Annotated in this window: 17 protein-coding genes and 1 pseudogene; 10 read left to right on the top strand and 8 right to left on the bottom strand. The window is 70.6% G+C overall.

What is annotated here, in order from left to right:
• The first annotated feature begins 7 nt into the window (after positions 1–7).
• Together TsocGM_RS17755 and TsocGM_RS17750 are read left to right on the top strand one after the other, a co-directional pair.
• A complete protein-coding gene (locus TsocGM_RS17755) occupies positions 8–991 on the top strand; it encodes a universal stress protein (RefSeq protein ID WP_126726804.1) in 984 nt (327 codons plus the stop codon).
• Positions 992–1073: 82 nt separating this feature from the next.
• The gene (locus TsocGM_RS17750; protein ID WP_126726803.1) at positions 1074–3779 is read left to right on the top strand and encodes a cation-translocating P-type ATPase; all 2706 of its coding nucleotides are present in this window, start codon (positions 1074–1076) and stop codon (positions 3777–3779) included.
• A gap of 43 nt (positions 3780–3822) precedes the next feature.
• Here the strand turns inward: TsocGM_RS17750 and TsocGM_RS17745 are convergent, their stop codons facing one another.
• Positions 3823–4872 (bottom strand): ADP-ribosylglycohydrolase family protein, encoded by a 1050-nt coding sequence (locus tag TsocGM_RS17745; RefSeq protein WP_233579003.1) that lies wholly within the window; start codon positions 4870–4872, stop codon positions 3823–3825.
• Between the two features lie 166 nt (positions 4873–5038).
• Between TsocGM_RS17745 and TsocGM_RS17740 the strand changes: the two are divergent.
• A pseudogene (locus TsocGM_RS17740) lies at positions 5039–5227 on the top strand (DNA-3-methyladenine glycosylase I); the annotation flags it as partial.
• 339 nt (positions 5228–5566) lie between these two features.
• Positions 5567–6385 carry a hypothetical protein gene (locus TsocGM_RS17735; protein WP_126726802.1) on the top strand — a complete coding sequence of 273 codons (819 nt, stop codon included), beginning with the start codon at positions 5567–5569 and terminating at the stop codon, positions 6383–6385.
• A gap of 65 nt (positions 6386–6450) precedes the next feature.
• Here the strand turns inward: TsocGM_RS17735 and TsocGM_RS17730 are convergent, their stop codons facing one another.
• From TsocGM_RS17730 to TsocGM_RS17705, 6 genes are all read right to left on the bottom strand, one after another.
• The gene (locus TsocGM_RS17730) at positions 6451–6924 is read right to left on the bottom strand and encodes a hypothetical protein (protein ID WP_126726801.1); all 474 of its coding nucleotides are present in this window, start codon (positions 6922–6924) and stop codon (positions 6451–6453) included.
• A gap of 215 nt (positions 6925–7139) precedes the next feature.
• Positions 7140–9575 carry an efflux RND transporter permease subunit gene (locus TsocGM_RS17725; protein WP_233579002.1) on the bottom strand — a complete coding sequence of 812 codons (2436 nt, stop codon included), beginning with the start codon at positions 9573–9575 and terminating at the stop codon, positions 7140–7142.
• Positions 9576–9852: 277 nt separating this feature from the next.
• Positions 9853–11286, bottom strand: a complete 1434-nt coding sequence (locus tag TsocGM_RS17720) for an Nramp family divalent metal transporter (RefSeq protein WP_126726800.1) — start codon at positions 11284–11286, stop codon at positions 9853–9855.
• Between the two features lie 207 nt (positions 11287–11493).
• Positions 11494–12747: a glycosyltransferase gene (locus TsocGM_RS17715; protein ID WP_126726799.1), complete on the bottom strand. Its 1254-nt coding sequence runs from the start codon at positions 12745–12747 to the stop codon at positions 11494–11496.
• Between the two features lie 244 nt (positions 12748–12991).
• A complete protein-coding gene (locus TsocGM_RS17710; protein ID WP_126726798.1) occupies positions 12992–14011 on the bottom strand; it encodes a DUF4349 domain-containing protein in 1020 nt (339 codons plus the stop codon).
• A gap of 220 nt (positions 14012–14231) precedes the next feature.
• A complete protein-coding gene (locus TsocGM_RS17705; RefSeq protein WP_233579000.1) occupies positions 14232–15809 on the bottom strand; it encodes a calcineurin-like phosphoesterase C-terminal domain-containing protein in 1578 nt (525 codons plus the stop codon).
• Positions 15810–16038: 229 nt separating this feature from the next.
• Here TsocGM_RS17705 and TsocGM_RS17700 point away from each other — a divergent pair, with 229 nt between their 5' ends.
• From TsocGM_RS17700 to TsocGM_RS17675, 6 genes are all read left to right on the top strand, one after another.
• Positions 16039–16632 (top strand): TetR/AcrR family transcriptional regulator, encoded by a 594-nt coding sequence (locus TsocGM_RS17700; RefSeq protein WP_126726796.1) that lies wholly within the window; start codon positions 16039–16041, stop codon positions 16630–16632.
• A 134-nt stretch (positions 16633–16766) separates the two neighbouring features.
• On the top strand, positions 16767–17888 hold the full coding sequence (locus TsocGM_RS17695) for an alkene reductase (RefSeq protein WP_126726795.1): 1122 nt from the start codon (positions 16767–16769) through the stop codon (positions 17886–17888).
• Between the two features lie 74 nt (positions 17889–17962).
• Positions 17963–19210, top strand: coding sequence for an efflux RND transporter periplasmic adaptor subunit (locus TsocGM_RS17690; RefSeq protein WP_126726794.1), 1248 nt, complete (start codon positions 17963–17965; stop codon positions 19208–19210).
• Positions 19207–22395 (top strand): efflux RND transporter permease subunit, encoded by a 3189-nt coding sequence (locus TsocGM_RS17685; RefSeq protein WP_126726793.1) that lies wholly within the window; start codon positions 19207–19209, stop codon positions 22393–22395. Before TsocGM_RS17690 ends, TsocGM_RS17685 begins: the two co-directional genes overlap by 4 nt.
• Before the next feature lie 165 nt (positions 22396–22560).
• Positions 22561–23751, top strand: coding sequence for a DmpA family aminopeptidase (locus TsocGM_RS17680; protein ID WP_126726792.1), 1191 nt, complete (start codon positions 22561–22563; stop codon positions 23749–23751).
• Between the two features lie 45 nt (positions 23752–23796).
• Positions 23797–24792, top strand: a complete 996-nt coding sequence (locus tag TsocGM_RS17675) for an aldo/keto reductase (protein ID WP_126726791.1) — start codon at positions 23797–23799, stop codon at positions 24790–24792.
• Here TsocGM_RS17675 and TsocGM_RS17670 read toward each other — a convergent pair.
• Complete coding sequence (locus TsocGM_RS17670) at positions 24756–25043, bottom strand: hypothetical protein (RefSeq protein WP_126726790.1); 288 nt, start codon at positions 25041–25043, stop codon at positions 24756–24758. The genes TsocGM_RS17675 and TsocGM_RS17670 overlap by 37 nt on opposite strands.
• Positions 25044–25204 lie beyond the last annotated feature (161 nt).

Below are 25204 nucleotides of genomic sequence, written 5' to 3'. Positions count from 1 at the left end.
GTGAGGTATGGAACCGTTCAAGAAGCTCCTCGTCGTTGCCGATCGGGAGGTCGATCGGCCGTCGGCCCCGGAGCTGGCCGCCCGGCTCGCGAGCCGAAGCGGCGCCTCGGTGACGATTGTCGGCGTGGTCCCCGAACTGCCCTGGTACGCGAGGCCGGCGCTGCACGACCCGGAGGGGATCGAGCGGGCGTTCCTGGCCGACGAGCAGGCTCATCTGGAGGAGTTGGCTCAACCGATCCGGGCCCGGGGCGTGCCGGTCGAGGTCCGAGCGCTGCGGGGGCGTCCGGCCACCGAGGTCGTCAGGGAAGCGACCCGAGGCGGGTTCGACCTGCTCATCAAGGATGTCGTCAGGGCGCCGGACAGCCCGATCTCGGCCGCCGACCGGCAGATTCTCCGGGCCTGCCCGTGTCCCGTCTGGCTCTCGCACCCGAGGAGCGTCCGGGAGGGGGAGGGGCCGGGGAGGATGCTGGCGCTCGTCGATCCGGCGCCGCTGGGGACGTCTCCCGCGCCGAGAGAGGCCCGCGAATCGGTCAGCCACCGAATCCTCGACCTCGCCACGGCGCTGGCCGAGTCCGAGGGGTACGAACTGATCGTCGCCCACGTCTGGGACGCCCCGGCGCAGGGGCTGCTGCGGAACACCGGCTACACGGACGAGCAGATCCGCGCTTATGTCGATGAGGTGCACGACGGAGTAACGCAAGCCCTCGATACGCTGCTGGCCCCCTACCGGAACCGGCTCCGGCCCGATGCGCTCCGGCTGCTGCGGGGGCTTCCGACAACGGTGATCCCTCGGCTCGTCACGCAAGAAGGGATCGACCTGATCGTGATGGGGACGATGGCGCGATCGGGGATCGCGGGGCTGGTCATCGGCAACACGGCCGAGGCGCTCCTGGGCCGAGTCCCCTGTTCGGTACTCGCGGTGAAGCCCTCGGGATTCGTCTCGCCGGTCGCCGAGGCAAAGGGGGAGGAGAGGCCCGCCGGCCTCACCTGATCGCCCGGGGCGGTCGGCTGGCGTCGGGAGGGCGGCGGAGGTTCGCTCCGGGGGCATCACAGGGCCGAAGCGAGGTGATCGGATGGAGACCCTGACGCGAGGGACCGCTCCCGAGACGGCCGAGCCGTGGCACGTCTTGCCGGTGGCCGACGTGCTGCGGCGAGTGGACGGCCGGGAGGACGGCCTGGCTGGGGAGGAGGCCCGCCGGCGCCTGGAACGGTTCGGGCCGAACCGGCTGCCCGAGGCGCCTCCTACGACGATTGTGCAGATCGCCTTCCGGCAATTCACGAATCCGTTGATCTTTATCCTGGCCGCCGCCGCCGTGGTCTCGGTGCTGGTGGGGGACGTCACCGACGCGGCGTTCATCGCGGCCGTGCTGGCGATCAACGCAGTGATCGGCGGCGTCCAGGAATGGCGAGCCGAGCGGAGCAGCCGGGCGTTGCAGCGCCTGCTGCGGATCCGGGCCTCGGTGCTGAGGGACGGCGAGCTGCGCGAGGTGCCAGCCGAGGAGGTGGTGCCGGGGGACGTGGTCTGGGTCGAATCCGGCAACCGGGTGCCGGCCGACCTTCGGCTCCTCTCGGCGCACGGACTCGAGATCGACGAGTCGTTCCTGACCGGAGAGTCGCTGGCGGTCCAGAAGGACCCCGCCTCGGTCTGCGAGCCGGACACGCCGATGGCCGACCGCCGGAACCTGGCCTTCGCCGGGTCGATCGTCATTCGGGGCCGGGGGAGGGGCGTGGCGGTCGCGACCGGCTCGGGAACGGCCGTCGGTCAGCTCGCCAGCGACGTGCTCGGCGTCGAGGCCGGCAAGCCGCCGCTGCTGGAGCGGATGGAGCGGTTCTCGACGGCGGTGGCATACGCCGTGCTGGCCTCGGTGGTGGTCGTGGGGACCATCGGGGTCCTGGTGCAGGGCCATCGTCTCTATGAGATGTTCATGTTCAGTGTGGCCCTGGCCGTCTCGGCGATCCCGGAGGGGCTGCCGGCGGCGCTGACGGTGGCGCTGTCGGTGGCGACGACGAGGATGTCGCGCCGGGGGGTGATCGTGCGACGGCTGGCGGCGGTGGAGGGACTGGGGAGCTGCTCGCTGATCGCCAGCGACAAGACCGGCACACTGACCTGCAACGAGTTGACCGTCCGAGAGGTCCGCCTGCCCGATGGCCGGGTCGTGACCGCGACCGGCGAGGGGTTCGTGCCCGAGGGAAAGATCCTGATCGACGGGCGACCTCCCGGACCGGAGGACCTTGAACGACTGCAAAACCTGGCCCTGGCCGCGGTGCTCTGCAACGAGGGGGACCTGCACCAGCGGGACGGGGAGTGGTCCTGGCGGGGCGACCCCACCGACCTGGCGCTGCTGGCCTTCGCCCGAAAGCTCGGTCTCGGTCGCGAGCGGTGGCTGGACCGATACCCGCAAGAGAATGAGATCCCATTCGAGTCGGAGCATCGCTTCTCGGCGACGTATCACCGGTTCGACGACGGGCTGAGGGTGTTCGCGAAGGGAGCGCCGGAGCGGATTCTGGCGATGTGCTCGGTGGAATCCGACCCGGAAGCGGCCCACAGCCTCCGTGAGACCGCGTTGGAGATGGCCGAGCGAGGCTACCGCGTGCTCGCTCTGGCCGAGGGAATCGCCCCGGCCGACCTCGGGCCGGAGCAGACGCCGCCGGAGCCGTCGGGCCTCCGGCTGTTGGGATTCGTGGGCATGATCGACCCGCTCCGGCCGGGAGTCCGCGAGGCGGTCGACGCCTGCCACCAGGCCGGGATCGCCGTGTCGATGATCACCGGCGACCATCCGGTGACAGCGCTGGCGATCGCTCGGGAGCTGGGGTTCGCCTCGTCCCCCGACCAGGTGATGACCGGCCGGGAGCTGGAGGGGCTCACCGACGAGCAAGTGCGCGAGGTCGTCGGTCGGATGCGTGTCTTTGCCCGGGTGGCGCCGAGGCAGAAGCTCGAGCTGGTCGAGGCCGCCCGAGAGGCCGGACACTTCGTCGCGGTCACTGGCGACGGCGTGAACGACGCACCCGCGCTGAGGGCCGCCAACATCGGGGTGGCGATGGGGCGGAGCGGCACCGACGTGGCGCGGGAAGCCGCCGAGCTGGTGATCAGCGACGACAACTTCGCCACGATCGTCGCCGGGGTGGAGGAGGGGCGCGTCGCGTACGACAACATCCGCAAGGTGATCTACCTGCTCGTCTCCGCCGGCGCGGCCGAGGTGCTGGTCGTCGGCTCGGCGATGGCGGTGGGGCTGGAGCTGCCACTTCTGGCGGTCCAGTTGCTGTGGCTGAACCTGGTGACCAACGGCATCCAGGGGGTCGCCCTCGCCTTCGAGCCAAGCGAAGGCGATGTGCTTCGACGGCCGCCGAGACCTCCGCACGAGCCGATCTTCAACCAGTTGATGATCGAGCGCGTGATCGTGGCCGCGTTGGTGATGGCGGTCGTCGGCTTCTCGGCCTACTGGTGGATGATCGCGAACGGGTGGTCGGCGCCGGAGGCGAGGAACGCGCTGCTGCTGCTGATGGTTCTGTTTGAAAACGTCCATGTTGGCAATTGCCGATCCGAAACGAAGTCGGGTCTGTGGCGATCGCCGTTCCTCAGCCCGATTCTGCTCTGGGGAGTGGTGGCGGCCCTGCTCGTGCACGTCTTGGCGATGTATTACCCGCCGGCGCGGGAGCTGCTCGAGATCGCCCCGGTCGGGCCTCGGACGTGGCTGGTTCTTGTCGGGCTTTCGCTGACGGTGTTCCTGGCGATCGAGTTGCACAAGCTGTCGTGGTGGCTGCGGCGGAGGCGGTCGTGATCGGTCGAGCCGGCCCGGGCCTCCCCCCGGGTCCGACTCGGCCTCAGAACGGCGACAGCCGCCGGAGGCCGTGCCCCAGGACGACCGGGAGCATCGCCAGGTTCCGGGCGAACGCCGCCGGGGCGGAATACCCGGGAACGTCGCCCGGCTCCCCCGCGAGGATTCGGCCCAGGCAGGCCGCCAACCCTCGAAGGTGAGTCGGGCCGAACGGGCCGTCCTGGATCCGAGCGATCAGGTCGCCGGGCAACCCCTGTTCCCCGTGCAGCGCCCCCAGCCAGCCTCCCAGGATCGCCCCGATCGAGTCGGTGTCTCCGCCCGCGCCGATCGCCTCGGTAATCGCTTCCATCGGGTTGTCCCCGAAGCGGAGGAAACAGAAGGTGGCGAACCCCAGCGAGTGGACGACGAATCCGGTCGTCCCACAAACTCGGGCCGCCTCCGAGCGGTCGGCGCCGCGGAGGGCCAGCTCTCGGCCGGTGTCGATCGCCTCCCCGAGCTGGGGGTCGGTCACGATTCGCCGAGCGTCCTGCTGAACGATCGCGGGAGGGGAGTGCCTGGGGCTTCGGGAACAGGCGGCGGCGACCTCGGCGACGTACAGCGCCCCCTCGACGGCCCTCCGATCCCGGTGAGTCACCTCGGCGATCGCCCTGCCGAAGGCGACCCGCCGATCCGGTCGGTCGCGGAAGAACGCCCCGACGATCGCCGCCCGCATCGCCGCGCCGTTGCCCGCCGACATGACCCCGCTGGGAGAACGGCCCAGGGCAATTCGGCTACAGGCCCTGGCCGTCCCCAGGCCGACTCCAAAGGGCAGGCGGCAGAACCAGCCCAGCAGCGAACGGCGGAACGCCCTGACGCTCGCCTCCAGGTCGTCCGGGTGGCGGGCGAGGGCCTGGGCCACCAGCGCCGCCTGTTCGGTGTCGTCGGAGACGAAGCCGATCCCTCCCAGCATCCGGAAGCGGTCCACTCGGCCGAACCGCCGGGCGATGGCGGCCGCCGACATTCCCTCGGCGGGAAGACCCAGGGCGTCCCCGAGGGCCGTGCCCAGCAGCGTGCCCGCAAGGCGGTCGGTCACGTCGCCGGAGGGTCGGATGGACACGGGAAGGACTCCGAAGGTTGTGATCGAATCGGGATCATGCCGATTATCTTACAAGAGTCATAGGGGGTGGGCCAGGATCGTTGGCTCGGCTCCCCTCCCCGGACTCTTCCCGATGCGGTAACCTCGCTCCCGAGGGAGATCGCCGAGGGGGGGCGAGGAGATTCGCATGGCCGTCCACCGCTGCGACTGGGCCAGGAACGACCTGGCGATCCGCTACCACGACGAGGAATGGGGAGTGCCGGTCCACGACGACCGCCGCTGGTTCGAATTCCTGATCCTCGAAGGGGCGCAGGCGGGACTGAGCTGGGACATGATCCTCCGGAAGCGGGAACGGTACCGGGTTGCGTTCGACGACCACCTGGTCGGCTGCTTCCGGTATGCGGAGGTCGCAGCGATCGGAGGAGGTCGGTGATCGGAAGCCGGGCCCCTCGTCCTGGCTCGACGGATCGGGCCGTTGAGGTTCCGGTTATGGATCGATTGATGCCGGACTGCCGGTCGGGAATGGACCGAATCGCCCGGCATCGTCTTGGGACCGACCGCCCCGGCGGCGTCGGGTGATTCCGAGCCTTGTTCTCGCCCGGCTCGGGACCGGGACGAACTGACCGGCGACTCGTCGCGACGGCCCGAGCCGCGGACGAACCAGTCCGGGCTTGATCGTGTCTCCGGTTCAGGAACCCGTGCTGGGGACATCACCATGAGCAATGCACTTCTGGAAGCCAAGTTTGCCCGGATTGGGGCCCGGCTCAAGGTCGCCGAGGTCCCCGATCGCCGCCGCCGGATCGCCGTGAGCGGTCCCGTGGCCCTCGACGTGCGGGACGACCGCCGGGGCGAGTACTTCGAGATCACCCGACGGCTCGGCTCCGACGCCGAGGTCGACCTCGAGGTGCTCGATGTTCAGCCCGGCGACCGCCACCTGCTGCTCCTGGTCCGGGAGGGGACCGAGAAGCAGAAGTTCCTCTGCGGCCACGACGAGCGGCACTGGTTCGTCGCCGCCGTCCCCGAGTCGGCTCCCGTGGGGACCGTCCGGGCCGCCAAGGAGGCGCTCAAGCCCGTCGAGGTCCGGGCGGCCCAGGCACGGGCCGGACTGCGTTCCGAGGCCGGCAACCGCCGCAAGAACGTCGCCTATCGCCGCCAGGGGGAATGGTTCTTCGTTCCCGCCCCCGACCTGCGGGTGGACCAGTCGCTGGTTCTGCGGAACGAGCCGATCACCCGGGGCAACGGCGGCAAGCCGCATCGCTGCGAATTCTGCTACCGCACCGGGGGCGAGACCGTCTACGTCTGCCGCCGCCACCCCAACGGAGTCGAGGCCGCGACGTATCAGCGCATCCTGGATCGGGAGGAGGGGGCGAAGAACTGGGGCTGGCGGGTCATGCGCCGAAACGCCGAGGTCTACGCCCGGGGCCGAGTTCGGCACGCCGACCACCGGACCATCACCCTGCATGGCTGGCATCGCGTCTTGATGAACACGGAGAGCCAGGCCAGGGCCATGTGGAGCGTGGCCTTCCTCGATTGAGCCCGGAGCCCTCGGATGGTCCCCCATCCGAGGCCCAGGGGGCGGGGCCGAGCCCGGCCCACAGGTCAGGAGCCTCTCCCGATCCCGACCCGACGGCGAAGGAACCTGAGGAGGTTCTCCGCGTCATCCGTCCCGATCCGCAGGGTCCCCCTCCGGTGTCGGATGACAACGCACCGGCGTCCCCAGATATTCCAGACCCAGCCTCCTCGGAGGCTCAGGTGGATCCCCCAGCCGTCCAGCAGGAGCGTCCGCCCGTCCTCGACGTCCCGGATGTCGTCGTAGGGGATGCTCGTGCGGAACAGCGGGAGCGGGCCGAAGCGGACGGAGAGGCGGTCGCCCTGGTCCTCGACGGTCAGGACGCGGAACGACGACCCGATGACTAGGAACATCGTCCCCACGCCGAAGAGCAGCAGGCGGGCGGCAGAGGGCACCCCCGAGACCAGGGCGACCACCATGAGCACCACGCCCACCCCCTCGAGGAGCAGGTGCCAGGGGCCCCGCTGCGAGTGCCGGTAGGAGGTTCCGGACCGAGCGGTCATCGTCGCCTCTCCATGGATCCGGACACGGGATGGGGGCGATCCCTCGGACTTCGAGCCCCGACGCCAGACCACCGATTGTCCCGTACCCGACCCCCTCGGTCAAAGGTGCGGCATTCTGGGGCGGGGTGATCGTGGAACGTAGATCTCTATATTAAAGAGCAAAAGAAAATTAGTATTCGCAAGTCATTCGGCGCCGCTCATCCGGGCGATGACGATCAGCGGGGAGAGTCGGCCTCGATCGGCCGGGAGGAGGGGCCGGGACCGCCAACGCGGCGACGGTCGGAGAGGCGGTGGGCCAGGCTGAGGCAGGCGGGCAGGAGCACGATGTTGCCGATCGAGCTGCCGGCGGTGGCGATGGCGACCATCAGGCCGAACGTGGCGAACGGGACGAACTCGCTGAACCTCAGGACGGAGAACCCCAGGGCCACGGCGAGGCTCGACAGCAGGACCCCCGGCCCGGTGATGGCGTAGCTGGAGGAGAGGGCTTCCTCGAAGGAGGACGTAAGCCGGCGCCTCCGGAATTGCAGGAGGCAGTGGAACGTGTCGTCGACCGACAGCCCGAGGGCGACGCTGGCCACCAGCGCCGTGGCGATGTCCATCTTCAGGCCCAGCCACCCCATCAGGCCGAGTACCAGGGAGACGGCCAGCATTGTGGGCAGCAGGGCGAGCAGTGCCAGGCCGGGGCCGCGGAAGGCCAGGGTCAGCATGACGAGGATGCCGGCGGTGGCGATGGCGAAGGTGTTCCACTGGGTCTCGATCACCCCCCGGGTGGTCTGGGTGAGCAGGTGGGAGAGGCCGGTGAGGTAGGCGAGGTCGCCGAACTCGTCTCGGGCGATTCCCTCGGCGCGGTCGAAGACGGCGACCTTGGCGGGGGCGGGCTGGCTCTCGGAGAGGCGGACCATCGTGCGGGCCTTGCCCTGCTCGGGGTCCCAGAAGCTTCGGAGCAGATCGGCCTGGGGGGAGGCGGCGATCAGGTCGAGCTTGGTCCGCAGGAGCCAGGAGCGGCGGTCGGGATCGAGCCCGGCCAGGCGGCCGTCGGGGTCGAGCACGGTGGCCAGCGAGGTGACGTATTCGACGCCGGAGCCGCCGGCGGTGGGCTCGATCGCCAGGACGGCCTGGTCCAGCCGCCGGATGCGCTCCAGCGCGTCGGGGTCGAGGCCGCCCTCGATCGGCATGACCAGGCCGGCGAGGCCGATGCCGCCGAGGTTGCGCTCGACGTAGCGATAGTCTCGGACGACTCGGGTTGTCGGCTTGAAGGCGTTGATGTAGTTCGATTCGTACCGGATCAGCCCGATGCCCGCGGCCACCGGGGAGACGGCGAGCACGGTGCCCAGGACGATCGGCTCCGGGTGTCGGCCCACGGCGGCGGTGAGGCGGGTCATGACGGAGGAGAGCCGGGAGGTGGAGCCGGGCCGCACCGGGAGTTCCAGCCGCAACGGCGGGACCATCGCCGTCGGCGCCAGCAGGAGCGTCAGCAGCGAGGCGGCGGCGGTGGCGATGGCCAGCACGGTGCCGAACTGTCGGATTGGCACGACGTTGCTGGAGACGAGCGCGGCGTAGCCGACCGTGGCCGTCAGGGCGCACCAGAGGATCGGCTCGGAGACGGAGCGGAGCGTCTCCCGGGCGGCCTCGCGGCGGTCTCGCATCGTGCGGAGGTCGTCCCGGAAGTGCAGGGCGAGGTGGCTGGCGGCGGGCATTGTGAGGACGATGATCTGGGCGATCATCGGCCCGCTGGAGAGCGAGAGGCGGAGGTCGAGCACCCCGAGGATCGTCTCGGTGGCCAGCCAGGTCGTCCAGCCGGCGATGAGCGGGACGGCCGCCCACCAGAGGCTCCGGGTGGCGGTGAGCGTGACCAGGCCGATCAGCAGCATGCCGACAGTGGCCAGCCGACGCCCGTCCTCCTCGATGGCGACGAAGCCGTCGGCCAGTAGCACCGGAGGGCCGACGACGGCGGGGAGGCGGTCGAGGCCGTGGCGATCGGCGAAGTCGTCGGCGATGCGGCGGAGGGCGGAGACGGTGGCCTTGGCGTCGTGCTCGCCAGCGGCCTTCAGGCGAGTCATCAGCGCCGTGTAGGAGCCGGAGCCGTCGACGAGGGTGCCCTTGAGGAGCGGGTGGCCGGTGATGCGCTCGCGCAGCTCCTTGAGCCGATCCGGGTCGTCGGCGGCCGAGGCGAGGGCGCCGGCGATGGTGGGGGTGGCCCATCGGCCTCCTCCCTCTCCCGAGAGGCCGCGCTTGATGAGGTCGAGCACCTCGGACCGGCTGGGGAGGAACAGCCGCTTGGTCTCCGGGATTTGCTCCAGGGCGAGCAGGGCGGTGTCGAGCTGCCAGAACAGGGGCATCTCGTCGAGCGACTGGACGTCGACCACCCCCTCGATGCCGGCCGACCGGACGGCGCCGGCGAGCTCGGCGACCCGGGCGATGCCGTCGGGTGTCAGCAGGTCATCGTCATGATAGGAGATAAAGACGAATTGGTCGTTGCCGAAAAGGGCGGATGCGTTGCGGTAGGAGACGACGGCCGGGTCGTCGGCGGCGAAGAAGGACTCGATCGACTGGTCGTAGCGGACCTCCTGGCCGAAGAGCGCGAGCAGGACCAGCGCCAGCGTCACGGCGGCGAAGAGGACCAGGCGGGCCCGGAGCAGCAGGGCGATCACGGGGAGCGATCCTTCGGGGAGCGGGGCGGGGCAGGGCGGGCGCGGCGATCGGGCCAGCCGGGTGGCCGCCGCGGTCGGGGACGGTGCACCAGGGGATGTTATAGGGCCGGGGCCTGGCCGTCGTCGAGTCGGGCTGGTTGCCGTCGGGCCAAAAGAAGGCCTCGGGGAGGGGCGGGGCGCGGAGATTCGAGCGTCCTGGAGCACTGGCGGGCTCGCCGCCCGTGGCTTCCGGATGAGGGGGAAGAGACGTCGGGTAGGGGCGAGCGAGCCGCCCCCGTCAGCCGCCGATGAGGCCGAGGCGGTCGGCGGCGAGGTAGCCGCCGGCGCCGATGAGGCCGATCATCGAGAGCCAGAGGAGCACGTCCCAGACGATCCCGCTGACCAGCCGCTGGTCGGTCCTCCGATAGCGGAGGAAGACGGCCGCCGAGGCGATCAGGGGGAGCGTGACGGCCTGCATCAGGCCGCCGATCGTGACCATCGTCACCGGGTTGCCGAGGCTGACGTAGAGCAGCAGGCCCAGGACCGGGAGCAACACGCAGAAGAAGCGGACCCAGCGGCGGCGGTAGACCTCAGAGTCGTACGGGTAGTAGCCGCAGACACGGAGGAAGTCGGCCAGCAGGCGGCCGGTGCCGGCGGTGGCGGCGAAGAGGGTGGAATAGAGGACGGCGATGGACCCGAGGACGAGGAACCACTTCGCGGCTGTCGGGCCGAGGGCGGGCTCGTACATCTGGACGAGAGCGGCGATCATCTCATCGACGCGGTCGGGCAGGCCGCCGGCTTCGGTCTGGCCGTGGAGCACAGACGCGCCCAGGAGGAAGAACGCGACGGTGGCGATCGTGTAAATGACCATGCTCACCCAGGCGTCGAGCTGCATCACCCGGAGCCAGCCTCGGGCCCGGTCGGCCCAGGCCCGCGAGTCGTCCCTCGGGCCGACGGAGCGGGCATAACCCTTCTCCATGCACCAGTAGGGGTAGCTGAGCAGCTCGGTGGCGCCGACGCCGGTGATGCCGAACATGGCCAGGGCGGCCATGATGACCTCGCGGTCGCGGGGGAGGCGGAAGGTCAGGCCGGAGGCGACCTGGTTCCACTGGATCGCCACGTCTTTCGGCAGCAGGACGACACAGAGGACCGTCATCAGCGTGAAGACGGCGACGAAGGCGGTCATGGTCCGCTCGACCAGGCGATAGCTGCCGGTCCAGAGCATCGCGGCGGTGACGGCGGTTACGAGGACGCCCCAAAACAGGTCGGGGCGGTCGCCGAGGCCGACCCCGTTGCCCAGCAGGGCCGAGGCGCGGGGCAGGATCAGGTGCGCCGCCTGGCCGATGCCGGCGATCATGGCACCGATCTGCAATTGCGTCACCAACAGCATTCCCGCGCACCACCAGACCAGCAGCGGCCCCGGCCCCGGCAGCGATCGGAAGCCGGCGAAGGTCGTCCGGCCGGTCGAGACGGCGTAGCGGCCGAGCTCGACCTGGACGAACACCTTGATGAAGCAGGAGACGATCACCAGCCAGAGCAAGACGAACCCGGCCTTGGCCCCGGCGTGCGTGGTGGCGATCAGCTCCCCGGTGCCGACGATGGCCGCCGCCAGGATCAGCCCCGGGCCGACCTGCCGGAACGCCTTCGCCAGCGTTCCAGGGGGCTCCTGGATCTGGTCGAGCAGGCCGATGCGGGGGTCCTCGGCCCGATCGGGCGGATCGATGGTGCTCATGGTCTCGATGGGCCCGGAGAGGTCGCACGAGGGGGCTGGACCGTATCGGGGCCATCCTACGGGGCCCGGTGGGGCTCCGCAACCGGCCGGGCCGTCGGGGATGCGGGGCGGTTCGTCCCTCCAGGTCGGGGGCCGGTCCAGGGGATCGGGCTCGCGTCGGCCGGCCCGTCCGGGGGCTTCGCAGGCTGGGGAGGCGGACGCTCCGGTTCACTCTCCCCGCCAGCCGGCCGGGCTGCCGGCCGGTTCCGGGGAGGATCGGGAGCGGACCCGGCGGGGGAGGTGGGGAGGAGGGATGGGGCTTCGGTTGTCGAGGAGCTCGTCGAGGAGGAGGAGGAGGCGCTCTCGGAAGACGTCGGGGGAGAGGGCCTCAGCCTTGAGGCGGGCGAGGGAGGCGTCGCGGCGGCCGCCGTCAGCCTCGAAGGCTTCGATGGCGCGGAGCAGGGGGCCTGGGCCGGGCTCGTCGTAGAGGAGGCCGACGCGGTCGTCGACGGTCTCGGCCACTCCTCCTCGGCCGAGGGCGATGACCGGGGCGCCGCAGGCCAGGGCCTCGGCGGGGACGATGCCGAAGTCCTCCTCGCCGGGGAAGAGCAGGGCTCGGCAGCGGCGGTAGTGGTCGCGGATGACCTCGTCGGGCTGCCAGCCGAGGAAGCGGACGGTGGGCCCGGCCAGGCGCTCCAGCTTCGGCCGCTCGGGGCCGGAGCCAATCACCACCAGCGGTCGGCCGGAGGAGGAGCAGGCAAGGACGGCGTGCTCCAGCTTCTTGTAGGGGACGAGGGCGGAGACGCAAAGGTACGGCCCGTCGTCGCGCCGGGAGGAGGGGTCGGGGGTGTAGAACCGGGTGTCGACGGGAGGGGGAATGACGCGGCTGTCCCGGCCGTAGCAGCGGGCGATGCGACGGCGGACGGTCTCGGAAATGGCGACGAACTGGGTGACGCCCGCGGCGGTCTGGCGGTCCCAGGAGCGGAGGCGGTCGAGCGCAGCGCCGGCCATCGCGCGGCGGACGGGCTTGCCGAGCCAGCCGTCGAGGTAGGCGGCGCGGCCGTCCCAGGCGTAGCGCATGGGGGTGAAGCAGTAGCAGAGATGCGGTACCCCTCGGGGGACCCGGACGGCCTTGGCGACGCAGTGGCTGAGGCTGACGACCACGTCCACCGGCCCCAGCCGCCAGGATCTCGCCGCCATCGGCATCAGCGGCAGCAGGTGCCGGTAGTGCCGGAAGACCCCGGGGAGGCGCTGCAGGGGAGAGGTGCGGATGTCCATTGCCTCAATCGCCGGGCTCGTGGCGCCGCGACGGTGAATGAGGGTGAACAGCGGAGCGTTCGGGAAGGCCTGGCAGAGGACCTCCAGGCACTTCTCCCCGCCTCGCATTCCGGTCAGCCAGTCGTGGACCAGGGCCACGCGGGCCTCGGCCGACCGGCGAGGCGCCGTCGGCGAGCCGAGCTGGACGTGAGGGCCCGCCTCCATGCTGGCCTCCCGATCGGAATCGAGATCCTCGGGGGGCGCGGCGGCCCCGCGCCGGACTCCCCGACGATCCGAGCCGGCACCCTACCCGAGCGGGGCGGTTCCGGCAAGCCAGACCGGGCCCGACCGGGCCGGTCGGGCGGGGCGGGGAGGGGCGGGGCGGGGAACGCGGCCAGCTTCCCCTGCTCCTCGAGCCGAGTCACCCCGATCCGGCTGGAGGCGGGTTGATCGGTTCCCGGCGCGGCGGTCAGGATGAGGCCCGGGGGGGGCCGAGGGGGCGTCGGGCCAGCTCCCAGAGCCTGGGGAGGGAGCGGAGGAACCAGCGGAGCAGCACGAAGGCGGCCACCAGCCCGATCAGGATGAGCGGGATCCAGGGGGTCAGGGCGACGGCGAAGAGGACAAGGTTCTCGCCGAGATCCTGCAACTGGCCGAGGGAGGAGGCCCAGGCGCGGGCGATCCGGGTGCCGAAGTCGGGGGCGATGGGGGGCGTGGGCTCGTAGTCGTCTCGCTCGCGGACCGAGAGGGTGATCGTCGCCAGGCTGGAGAGGTTGGCCAGCACTCGGAGCCTCCCCTCGAGCTGCTCGATCTCGCCTCGGACGCGGCTCAGCTCGACCTCAACCTTGAGCACGTCTTCCAGCTTGCCGCTGCGCTCGTCGAGGATCTTCAGGAGGGTCTGCTCCTCGACGCGCTTGTTCCGGATGCGGGCCTCGATGTCGTAATACTGCTCGGTCACGTCCTGGGAGGTGCGCTGGTTGCGCTGGAGCTCGCCGAGGGCGAGAAGGTCGCGGACGAGGTCCTCGAACCGCTCGACCGGCACGCGGAGCGTCCATCGGCCGCCTCGTCGGGAGCCGGGAGAGCCGGAGAGGTCCTGTTCGGCGATGTAGCCGGAGTGCTCCTCGACCAGCGCGGCGATGCGATCGGCGGTGGGGTCGAGATCCTCGACGAGCAGCTCGATCTGGGCATCGTAGATGATCTTCCGGGCGAGCGTCTCGGCCGGGGGCGGCTCCTCCTGGGGGGGCGAGGCCGGGGCAGCGGCCATCACCCCGCCCATCATGCCCATCATGCCCATCGCCGCCATGTCCGCGGGTCCTCGATCCCTGGCCGGGGCGGCGTCGTACTCGACCGAGGGTTCGAGGTTCGCCCGCTCTCGGGTGATGACCGTGGTTGCCCCGAGGTCGGGGGCGTTGCCGGTGGACTCGACCGCGGGGGCCCCGCAGCCGGGGGCGAGCAGGGTCAGAAGGACCGGGATGGCGGTTGGCGTTCGCATCGGAGTCGGGGCCTCGCTCGGGGAGACGGGATGGTCGCGCGACGATCCGGGGAGCCGGACCCGGCCGATCGGCGGGCCCCCCTGGTTAGACGATCTCGGAAGGGAGATCGTTGGGGAATTCCGGATCGCCGGCGCGGGCGGCGGCTGGCGAGGCTCGACCCAAGGGGAGGCGGGGAGGGAGGGTGTCCCTCCCCGGCCGTCCCCGGGGGAGCGGAGAAGGTCAGCGGACGCGGATGATCCGCTGGTCGAAGTAGGTCTTGCCGAACTGGTCGGTCGTGCGGACCCGGATGACGTGGGTGCCGGGCTCGGGGTCGGCGGGAAGCAGGCCTCGCCAGATGTGGGGGGAGTCGATGATCCCGGGGAGCTTGCGGCCGGGAGGCGGGTTCGCTCCGGCTTCGAGCTCCTTCATCTTCGCGTAGTAGGGGTCGGGGACCGCGACGTGCTCCAGGAGGGTCCAGGACTCGGAGTCGCCGAAGGCCATCTCGACGGTGGACTTCTCGGAGCCGTTGAAGACGTTGACGAGTACTTCGGTGTCGCCGGCGTCGGAGGAGGCGACCTCCTCGGGGGCGAAGATCGTCATCTGGTGGTCGGCGGGTCGGCGGGCGGCGCGGAACTCGATGTCGTAGTCGTGGCCGTCGAAGGTGAAGACGGAGTAGCCGTTCGGGGCGCCGTCGCGCATGGTGGTGTGGGGGATGCCCTGCTCGTCGGGGGTGCCGCTCCACCAGGAGCCGCAGACGGTCACGTTGACGACGTGGTGGTGCGGCTGGGCGCCGCGGAAGCCGTCTTCCTCGCCGATGAAGACGTGCTCGAGGAAGTGGGTGTGCGCGGAGACGGAGAGGGCGAAGGGCCGCTGCTCGATGAGCCGGTAGAGCTCCTGGCGGTCTTCAACCTCCAGCAGCGGGATGTGCATCATCAGGACGACGAGCTGGTCCTCGGGGATCATGGCCAGGTCGTTGCGGATGAATTCCATTTGCCTCGCTCCCAGGCCTCCGATGTAGCGGCCGCGGTCCTCCCCCTCGGGGACGAACCAGGAGACGTCGTCGAGCACGAGGAAGTGGACCGGGCCGTGGTCGAAGGCGTAGTAGCTGGGGCCGTAGATGCGCTCGAAGGTCTCGTCGGAGTGGTCGTCGTCGTCGGCGTCGTAGTTCATGTCGTGGTTGCCGATGACGTTGTACCAGGGGATGCCGATCAGCGCGATGGCCTTGTTCAGCGGGTCCATCACCGAGAGGTCGTCGAAGACGATGTCGCCGAGGGTGACGCCGAAGGAGGCATCGGTCCCCTCGCGGAGGATCGGCTCGATGACGTCGTGGGCGATGTACTCGACCTCCTTGAGGTCACGCGGCTGGGTGTCGCCGAAGAAGAGGGCGCGGAAGACGTCGGGCTCGGCCTGCGGATGCAGCGGGAAGTCGATCGACTCGGGAAGGGGGCCGGTGGGAGCGACGCCGGGGAAGCGGGACTCGGGGGAGCCGGCCGGCTTGTGGATGTAGAAGAACCGGGGCAGATGGTCCTCGTTGACCGGGGTCATCCAGCCGCGGGGCTTGATGACGAAAAGGATGGTGTCGTCGTCGATGGGCAGCTCGTAGCGTCCCTCGGCGTCGGTGGTGGCGATCTCTCGGCCGTTGGAGACGCGGACGCCGGCGATGCCCTCCTCGTCGTCGCCCCGGGAACCGTCGCGGTCTCGGTCGTGGAAGACGACGCCGGTGGCGGTCGCCGGCCGGTCGTCCTGGGAGGAGGTCGCGATCGGAGGCAGCGTCAGGCCCGCCAGGGCAAGCAGCGGGGCGATGCGGATCGGTGTCACGGTGGAGTTCCCTCGCAAGGCGGCTCGATGATGCTCCGGCGGCCCGGATCGGGTCGAGATCGGGGCTCCGGACCCGGTTGCGATGGTAGCAGAAACCGATGAAGATCGGGTGATCGCCCTCGGGGCCGAGGACGTGCCCGGCGGGCGGAGGCGATGGGTCCCTTGACGAACTAGACGACCGGTCTACTATGCTGGGGACGGCCTGGGGCCTTGCCCCGTGGAGGAGGTCATGGCGGATCGCGACCGGACTCGGGAGGCGCTGCTGGAGGTGGGCCGGAAGGTGTTCCTGGAGCGGGGATACCACGCGGCTGGGCTGGAGGCGATGCTGAAGGCGGCCGGCGTGCCGAAGGGCTCCTTCTACTACTACTTCGGGAGCAAGGAGGACTTTGGTCTGGCGGTGATCGACTCCTTCGTTCGGGAGTCCTCGGGGGAGCTGGACGAGTTGCTGGGGGACCGGAGCCTGGCCCCCCTGGATCGGCTCCGGTGCTACTTCGACCGCGCGGCCGACCGCTTCGAGGCCGGCCGCTGCCGCAGCGGGTGCCTGGTGGGCAAGCTGAGCCAGGAGATGGCCGAGCAGAGCGAGGCCTTCCGGGAGCGGCTCTCCGAGGTGCTCGACTCCTGGGCTGACCGCATCGGGGCCTGCCTGGCCGAAGCGCAGGGGCTCGGGCACCTCCGGCGGGACATCGATCCCCGGGCCCTGGCCGAGCTGCTGGCCGACGGCTGGCAGGGGGCCCTGCTGCGGGCCAAGACGCTCCAGAGCCCCCGGCCCCTGCGGTCGTTTCTGGAGGTGATCTTCGGCACGGTCCTGCGTCCCCCGGCTTAAGGCCGGCCGGATCGGATCGGATCGGGATGCGGTGGTTTCGACGGGTTCGAGTCCGAGCGTCCGGGCGGGACGTTCCCGTTCGGCGTCCGCTCCGAGCCGGGGCGGGTGGTGGTCATCGAGGGGCATCGACACACATGTCCGCATCGGGATCGAGCGAATTGCGGCTCATGGAGCCCTGCTGGGTGGGGCCGTATCGGCTGCCGAACCGCGTGGTGATGGCGCCGCTGACCCGCTGCCGAGCCGGGGCCGGCAACGTGCCCGGGCCGATGAACGCGACGTACTACGCCCAGCGCTCCGGCGCTGGCCTGATCGTCAGCGAGGCGACTCAAGTCGACCCGACCGGCCAGGGCTACCCGATGACGCCGGGCATCCACGCGCCGGAGCAGGTCGCCGGCTGGCGGCTGGTGACCGACGCGGTACACGACCGCGGGGGGCGGATCTTCCTCCAGCTCTGGCACGTCGGCCGCATTTCCCACCCCGATTTCCAGCCGGGAGGGGCCCTGCCGGTGGCACCCTCGGCGATCGCGCCGAGGGTGGGGATGGTGACCACCTTCGCGGGGCCGAAGCCATTCGAGACGCCCCGGGCGCTGGAGGAGGAGGAGATCCCGGGCATCGTGGAGATGTACCGCCGGGGGGCCCGACTCGCGATGGATGCCGGCTTCGACGGGGTCGAGATTCACGGGGCCAACGGCTACTTGCTCGACCAGTTCCTCCGGGATGGGACCAACCGTCGGACGGACGTCTACGGCGGGCCTCCAGAGAACCGGGCCCGGCTGCTGCTGGAGGTGGTGGAGGCCGTCGCCGGGGTCTGGGGGGCTGGCCGGGTGGGGGTGCGTCTTTCCCCCAACAGCACGTTCAACGACATGAGCGATTCGGACCCGGAGGCCACCTTCGGTTACGCGGTCGACCGGCTGGATGAGTACGGGCTCGCGTACCTGCACCTGGTCGAGACGCTGGAGAAGGACGTGAGCCACGGGGCACGCTCGCGGCTGGACGCGGCGTTCTTCCGGCCGAGGTTCCGCAACCCGATCATCGCCAACGGCGGGTACGACCGCGACCGCGCCGAGGCCGTGCTCCGCGCCGGCCACGCCGATCTCGTCTCGTTCGGCGTGCTGTTCCTCGCGAACCCGGACCTGCCGGAGCGGCTCCGACTCGGGGCACCGCTCAACGAGCCGGACCCCTCCACGTTCTACGGAGGAGGTGAGCGGGGGTACATCGACTACCCCGCGATGGAGCCGGCCGGGATCGGCGACTGAATCGGAGAGGGGCCCACTAGCGGCCGCGCCGGGTGGGGCGGATCGCCGAACGAGGATCAGGGGATCGAACAATCATGAGATCGTGGGATCGAATCTCGGCGGTCGGGCTGTGCCTGGGCCTGGGCCTGCTGGCCGCCGCCTCCGGGTGCCGGGAGGCCGCGCCGGCGCCGGTCATGCCGCCCCCGTCGGTCGTGGTCGCGACGCCGATCGTCCGGGAGGTGATTGAGTGGGATTACTTCACCGGCCGGCTCCAGGCGGTGGAGACGGTCGAGGTCCGCTCCCGGGTGAGCGGCTACCTGGAGGAGATCCACTTCAAGGACGGCGACATGGTCGCCGAAGGGGACCTGCTGTTCACCATCGACCCCCGGCCCTACGAGGCCGCGCGCGACCAGGCGGCCGCGAGGCTGGAGCAGGCTCGGGCGCAGCTGGAGCTGGCGCGCCGGGAGCAGAACCGATCGGCGCAGCTCGTCCGCCGCAATGCCGAGACGCAGGAGGAGTACGACATCAAGGCGAGCCAGGTCCGCCAGGCAGAGGCCGACGTGGCCGCCGCCGAGGCGGCCCTGGAGGCGGCCGAGCTGGACGTGGAGTTCTGCACGATCGAGGCCCCCGTCTCCGGTCGGATCGGCCGGCACCTGGTGACGGTGGGGAACCTGGTCAACGGCGAGTCCGGCCAGGCGACCCTGCTGGCCACGATCGTCTCGCTCGACCCGATCCACGTCTACTTCGACGCCAACGAGCGCGACTACCTGAAGTACGTGAGGAGGTCCCAGGAGGGGAGCCTCCCCAGCTCTCGCGATTTCGCCACGCCGGTCGCCATCCAACTGGCCGACGAGGAGGGGTTCCCGCACCGGGGGAGGATGGACTTCGTGGACAACCGCGTGGACCAGTTCACCGGCACCATGCGGGGGAGGGCGATCCTGCCCAACCCGGACGGGGTGCTCACTCCCGGCCTCTTCGCCCGCGTCCGGTTGCCGGGCAGCGCCCCGTATGAGGCGACCCTGCTGCCCGATGGGTCGATCATCCGCGACCAGAACCAGGCGTTCGTCTTCGTGCTCGACGCCGAGGGGAAGGTCGCCCGCCGCCGGGTGGAGCTGGGCCGGGCCGTGGCGGGCCTGCGGATCATCCAGCACGGCGTCGGCCCGGAGGACCGCGTGATCATCGAGGGGATCCAGTCGCTCCGTGATGGCATGGAGGTCCGCCCCGAGGAGGGGACCATCGAGGTCGACGAGGAGCTCTGGGCCCGCGAGATGCCGATCGAGGATCCCTATCCGCCCGACTCGGGGGCGGTCGGCTTCGCGGCCGGGAGGAGGTTCGCCCCATGAGGAGCTTCGCGCACTTCTTTATCGACCGGCCGATTTTCGCCGGAGTGCTGTCGATCGTCATCACGATTGTCGGCGCCCTGGCATTCGTCAGCCTGCCGGTGGCCCAGTACCCCGACGTGGCGCCCCCCACCGTGGTCGTCTCGGCCCAGTACCCCGGCGCCTCGCCCGACGTGATCGCCCGCACCGTGGCCACGCCGCTGGAGCAGGAGATCAACGGCGTGGAGGGGATGATGTACATGGAGTCGCAGTCGGCCAACGACGGCTCCATGACGATCACCGTCACCTTCGAGCTGGGCACCGACCTGGACGTGGCCCAGGTGCTGGTGCAGAACCGAGTGGCCGTGGCCGAGCCGAGGCTGCCGGAGGAGGTGCGGCGCATCGGGATCACCACCCGCAAGCAGTCTCCCGACCTGTTGCTGGTGGCGCACCTCATCTCGCCAGACGACTCGTATGACCGGCTCTACGTGAGCAACTATGCCCTGCTGCGCGTCCGGGACGTGCTCGCCCGCCTGAAGGGGGTGGGGGACGTCCGCATCTTCGGCGCCCGGGAGTACAGCATCCGAGTCTGGCTCGACGCCGACAAGCTCGCCGCCCTGGGCATGACCGCCGGCCAGGTGGTCGAGGCCCTGCGCGGGCAGAACGTGCAGGTGGCCGCCGGCGCCATCGGCCGGACGCCGATCGGGCCGGAGAACGAGCTGTTGCTGCCGGTGAACACGCTCGGCCGCCTGTCGGACCCGCAGCAGTTCGCCGACGTGATCGTCCGCACCGGCGAGGAGGGGAGGCTGGTCCGCGTTGGCGATGTGGCCCGGGTCGAGCTGGGGGTGTGGGACTACTCGGTCAACAGCTACCTGAATGGGGACGAGGCGGTCGCCGTCGTCGTCTTCCAGCAGCCGGGCTCGAACGCGGTGGAGACGGCCCGGGATGTCGTCGAGGCGCTCGAGGAGCTGTCGCTGGACTTCCCTCCGGGCCTGGAATACCGCCTGATCTACAACCCAACGCAGTACATCCAGGATTCGATCGACGAGGTGTTCGAGACGCTGTTCATCGCCACGGGCCTGGTGGCGCTGACGGTCTTGATCTTCCTGCAAAGCTGGCGGGCGACGATCATCCCGCTGGCGGCGATCCCGGTGTCGCTGGTCGGCACGTTCGCGGCGATGCAGATGCTCGGGTTCTCGCTGAACAACCTGTCGCTGTTCGGCCTGGTGCTGGCCATCGGCACGGTGGTGGACGACGCCATCGTGGTGGTCGAGAACGTGGAGCGGAACCTGGCCGCGGGGCTCTCTCCCCGAGAGGCGGCGCGCCGGTCGATGGACGAGATCAGCGGGGCGCTGATCGCCACGACGCTGGTGCTCATCGCCGTGTTCGTGCCCACGTCGTTCCTCTCGGGGATCAGCGGGCAGTTCTACCGGCAGTTCGCGCTGACGATCGCCGTGTCGGTGTCGATCTCGACGTTCGTCTCGCTGACCCTCAGCCCGGCCCTCTGCGCCCTGATGCTGAAGCACCGGGACGCCAAGCCCGACCTGTTCGACCGGATCTGGAACTTCTTCTTCGGCTGGTTCTTCCGGGCGTTCAACCGGTCGCTCGACGCGGCGACCAACGGGTATGTGTTCCTGCTCCGACGGGTTGTCCGCGGCGCCGCGCTGGCGCTGATCGTGTACGTTGGCCTGATGGCGGCGACCGGGTACGGCTTCCGCAGCGTGCCAACTGGGTTCATCCCAGCCCAGGACCAGGGCTACCTGATCGTGGCCGCCCAGCTCCCCGACGGCGCCTCGCTTGCCCGGACCGACGAGGTGACGCGTCAGATCGTCGATCTGGCTCGCGACACCGAGGGTGTGGCGGGAGCCGTGGCCTTCGCCGGCTTCTCCGGGGCGACCCGGGTGAATAGCGCGAACGCGGCGGCCGTGTTCGTCACGCTCGAGCCCTTCCCCGATCGGACGGCGAAGGGGATCGAGCATGATGCGATTCTTGGCCAGCTCCGCGGCAAGATGGCCTCGATCACCGGCGCCCAGGTGTTTGTCATCCCTCCTCCCCCGGTGCGCGGCCTGGGGACCGGCGGCGGGTTCAAGATGATGGTCCAGGACCGAGCCGGCCTGGGATACGACGCGCTGCAGCGATCGACCATGGCCCTCGCCATGGCCGCCAACCAAGCGCCGGGGCTCGTCCAGGTGTTCTCCACTTTCCGCGCCTCCACGCCGCAGCTCTTCGCCGACATCGACCGGACCAAGGCCCGGATGCTCGACGTGCCGCTGGAGCGCGTCTTCGAGGCCCTGCAGGTGTACCTGGGGTCGGTCTACGTGAACGACTTCAACTTGCTCGGCCGCACCTATCGCGTGGCCGCCCAGGCCGACGAGCCGTTCCGGAACGAGGAGGAGGACATCGGCCGGCTCCGGGTGCTCAGCGCCCAGGGGGCCCCGGTGCCGCTCGGGTCGCTCGTGGAGCTGGAGCAGATCACGGCTCCCGACCGCGTGATCCGCTACAACCTCTACCCCGCGGCCGACCTCTCCGGCGACACGCTCCCCGGCTTCAGCTCCGGCCAGTCGCTCGAGACGATGGAGCGGCTCGCCGCCGAGATCCTCCCTCGGGGCATCTCGTATGAGTGGACCGACATCGCCTACCAGGAGCAACAGCAGCAGGACACGGCGGTCTACATCTTCCCGCTCTGCGTCCTGTTCGTCTTCCTCGTGCTGGCGGCGCAGTACGAGAGCCTGGGGCTGCCGCTGGCGATCATCCTGATCGTGCCCATGTGCCTGCTCTCGGGCATCGCCGGGGTGATCCTGAGGGGCCAGGACAACAACCTGCTGACGCAGATCGGCTTCGTCGTGCTGATGGGCCTGGCGAGCAAGAACGCGATCCTCATCGTCGAGTTCGCCAAGGCCAAGCAGGACGAGGGGCTCGACCGCGTCTCGGCCGCCCTGGAGGCGAGCCGCCTGCGATTGCGGCCAATCCTGATGACGAGCTTCTCGTTCGTCTTGGGCGTCATCCCGCTGCTGCTGGCCACCGGCGCCGGCGCCGAGATGAGGCAGGCGCTGGGCACCGTCGTCTTCTTCGGGATGCTCGGCGTGACGATCTTCGGCCTGTTCTTCACGCCGGTTTTCTACGTGGTGATCCGACGGCTCGCCGAAGGCAAGCGGCCGGCCCCCCGCCTGAAGCCCGAGCCGGAGAAGGAACTGACCGCGGTCGGCTGAGCCCGGCCCCGGATGAAGGATCCGACGCGAGGGCCGCCCCCTGGGGCGGCCCTCGTCCGCGAGCAGGGGGAGTGCGGAGGGCCGCCGAGTTGGCTATCCTGGGGCCCTTCGGATCGCGGGCTGGCCGCGATCGGCCCGGCTGGAAGGCCCCCCGGAGATCGGCCGATGGCCGCCTTCTCGATCGGATCGGCGGCGGTGATGCTGCTCGCCCTGGCGGTGTCGGCCGACGGCGACGACGTCGTCGTCGGCGGCGGCGGCGGGGGGGATCGGCCCCGGGCCCGCGATCTCGGCATCCGCCCCGGCGTCTTTCCGACCGGCCCGATGAACGCGATCACCGATGTGCCGGGAGTCCGCGTCGGGCAGGAGACGATCATCGAGGGGCAGGACGTCCGCACCGGAGTGACCGCGATCCTCTCGCACGGGGGGAACCTGTTCCGGGAGAAGGTTCCCGGAGCCGTCTTCGTTGGCAACGCGTTCGGCAAGCTGGCCGGATCGACCCAGGTGCGGGAGCTGGGCACGATCGAGACGCCGATCGTGCTGACGAACACGCTGGCCGTCGGCACGGCGGTCGAGGCGGTCGTCCGATGGACGCTGGAGCAAGAGGGGAATGAGGACGTTCGCTCGGTCAACGCGGTGGTCGGCGAGACGAACGACGGCGGCCTGAATGACATCCGGGGCGGGCACGTGACGGCCGAGCACGTCCTGGCCGCGATCCGAGGGGCGGACGAAGGGCCGGTGGCCGAGGGAAGCGTCGGCGCCGGGACCGGCTGCGAGGCGTTCGGCTGGAAGGGGGGGATCGGGACATCGTCCCGGGTGCTCCCCGATCGGCTGGGAGGCTGGCGGCTCGGGGTGCTCGTCCAGGCGAACTTCGGCGGCGTGCTGACGATGGCCGGCGCTCCGGTGGGCAAGGCCCTGGGCCGGTACGCCTACCGACCCCCGCCGGAGGGGCAGGGGGGGGCGGCCGATCGGGGGGACGGGTCGTGCATGATCGTGGTCGCCACCGACGCGCCGATCGACGCGAGGGACCTGGAGCGGCTGGCCGCCCGGGCGGTCTTCGCCCTGGCCCGGACCGGCTCCTCCTTCAGCCACGGGAGCGGCGATTTCGCCATCGCCTTCTCGACGGCGCCCGGGCTCCGCGAGCGGTACGGGGAGGCGGCCGTTCGGACCCGGGAGATCCTGACGTCGGACGCCGTCTCGCCGCTGTTCCAGGCGGTGCTGGAGGCGACCGAGGAGGCCGTGGAGAACGCCCTGCTCCGGGCCACCACGACCACCGGGCGCGGCCGGACCGTCGAGGCGATTCCGGTCGACCGGGTCCGAGCGATCCTGGAGCATCACCGGCTGGTCGACGAGCCGTGATCGCGGTGTCGACGATTGGGAACAGTTGAGCGCGAGGGGACGACGATGCGGAAGCGAGAACTTGGGGCCGGCGGGCCGGCCGTCTCGGCGATCGGCCTGGGGTGTTGGGGGATGTCCGGCTCGTACGGGCCGGCCGACGAGGCGGAGTCGGAGGCGACGCTGCACCTGGCCCTGGACCGGGGCATCACCCTGATCGACACGGCGGATTCCTACGGCGACGGGCACAATGAATCGCTCATCGGTCGCGTCCTGAAGGGGAGGCGGGGCGAGTTCGTCTTGGCGAGCAAGACCGGCTGGGTGAAGCGCCCCGGCCCGGACGGTTCGGAGGAGATCGGCGTCGATGGCCGCCCCGAGCGGATCCGGTCGGCCTGCGACGCGAGCCTGGCCCGGCTGCAGACCGACGCGATCGACCTGTACTATCTGCACCGGGTGGATCCCGACGTCCCGGTCGAGGAGTCGGTCGGAGCGATGGCCGAGCTGGTCGAGGCGGGGAAGATCCGGGCGATCGGGCTGTCGGAGGTCTCCGAGGCCACGCTGAGGAGGGCGCACGCGGTCCACCCGATCTCGGCCTTGCAGTCGGAGTACTCGCTCTGGACGAGGGAGCCAGAAGCGGACGTGATGCCGGCCTGCCAGGAGCTGGGCATCGCCTTCGTGCCGTTCAGCCCGCTGGGCCGCGGCTTCCTCACCGGCGCGCTGAAGGCCCGGGACCAGATCGCCGCCGGCGACTGGCGGGCCAACAACCCGAGATTCACCGGCGAGAATCTGTCCCGCAACCTCGCCCTGCTGGAGCCGCTGGAGGCGATCGGCCGGGCGCACGGCGTCTCCCCGGCGGTGGTGGCCCTGGCCTGGGTCCTCTCCCGGGGGGATCGCGTCATCCCGATCCCGGGCATGAAGCGGCGTTCACACCTGGAGGAGAACCTCAAGGCCGTCGACCTCGAGCTGTCGGCCGACGAGCTCGCCCGGCTCGACGCCGCCTTCCCCCCGGGCGTCGCCAGCGGCGACCGCTACACGCCGGAGGTCGCCCGCTGGGCCGGGCGGTAGCCCAGGCGTCGGGGAGCGGGAGCAGAGCGAACCGAGCCGAGCCCGCAGCGCTTCGCTTCCTGGCCGTTTCGCGTGTTGACCTCGGGCGGCGAGGAGGCCGGCCCGGCTCGAGATCGCTGGAAGGGGGCGATGGTGGCCCGGCGGGTGTTCGCTCGCGTGTCCGGGGCGGCGTCAGGGTCGGCCCCGGCTCCGCTGGCCGAGGGCTGGCCGCTCCGGCCTCCAGAAAGGATCGAGCCGGGAATCGTCCGCATCCAGGGCCCCTCGGCCGGGATCATCCCGATGCTCGGTAACCGTCCGATGAACCGCGTCTGGAAAGCGAGCTGAGTCGACGCGACGATACCCGCGGCGGGTCCGATCGCCCCGCCCGGGAGCCGCACCCATGCCGCGTCAGGCATCCGACGACGCACCGTGG

The organism is Tautonia sociabilis (assembly GCF_003977685.1).
Taxonomy (GTDB): Bacteria; Planctomycetota; Planctomycetia; order Isosphaerales; family Isosphaeraceae; genus Tautonia; species Tautonia sociabilis.
Note: the sequence above shows the minus strand (reverse complement) of the source record. Positions and strands in the feature narration are given on the sequence as shown.

Coding starts and splice junctions, on each gene's coding strand:
- TsocGM_RS17755 (WP_126726804.1), top strand. CDS start 8: ATGGAACCGTTCAAGAAGCTCCTCGTCGTTGCCGATCGGGAGGTCGAT.
- TsocGM_RS17750 (WP_126726803.1), top strand. CDS start 1,074: ATGGAGACCCTGACGCGAGGGACCGCTCCCGAGACGGCCGAGCCGTGG.
- TsocGM_RS17735 (WP_126726802.1), top strand. CDS start 5,567: ATGAGCAATGCACTTCTGGAAGCCAAGTTTGCCCGGATTGGGGCCCGG.
- TsocGM_RS17730 (WP_126726801.1), bottom strand. CDS start 6,924: ATGACCGCTCGGTCCGGAACCTCCTACCGGCACTCGCAGCGGGGCCCC.
- TsocGM_RS17720 (WP_126726800.1), bottom strand. CDS start 11,286: ATGAGCACCATCGATCCGCCCGATCGGGCCGAGGACCCCCGCATCGGC.
- TsocGM_RS17715 (WP_126726799.1), bottom strand. CDS start 12,747: ATGGAGGCGGGCCCTCACGTCCAGCTCGGCTCGCCGACGGCGCCTCGC.
- TsocGM_RS17710 (WP_126726798.1), bottom strand. CDS start 14,011: ATGCGAACGCCAACCGCCATCCCGGTCCTTCTGACCCTGCTCGCCCCC.
- TsocGM_RS17700 (WP_126726796.1), top strand. CDS start 16,039: ATGGCGGATCGCGACCGGACTCGGGAGGCGCTGCTGGAGGTGGGCCGG.
- TsocGM_RS17695 (WP_126726795.1), top strand. CDS start 16,767: ATGTCCGCATCGGGATCGAGCGAATTGCGGCTCATGGAGCCCTGCTGG.
- TsocGM_RS17690 (WP_126726794.1), top strand. CDS start 17,963: ATGAGATCGTGGGATCGAATCTCGGCGGTCGGGCTGTGCCTGGGCCTG.
- TsocGM_RS17685 (WP_126726793.1), top strand. CDS start 19,207: ATGAGGAGCTTCGCGCACTTCTTTATCGACCGGCCGATTTTCGCCGGA.
- TsocGM_RS17680 (WP_126726792.1), top strand. CDS start 22,561: ATGGCCGCCTTCTCGATCGGATCGGCGGCGGTGATGCTGCTCGCCCTG.
- TsocGM_RS17675 (WP_126726791.1), top strand. CDS start 23,797: ATGCGGAAGCGAGAACTTGGGGCCGGCGGGCCGGCCGTCTCGGCGATC.
- TsocGM_RS17670 (WP_126726790.1), bottom strand. CDS start 25,043: ATGCGGACGATTCCCGGCTCGATCCTTTCTGGAGGCCGGAGCGGCCAG.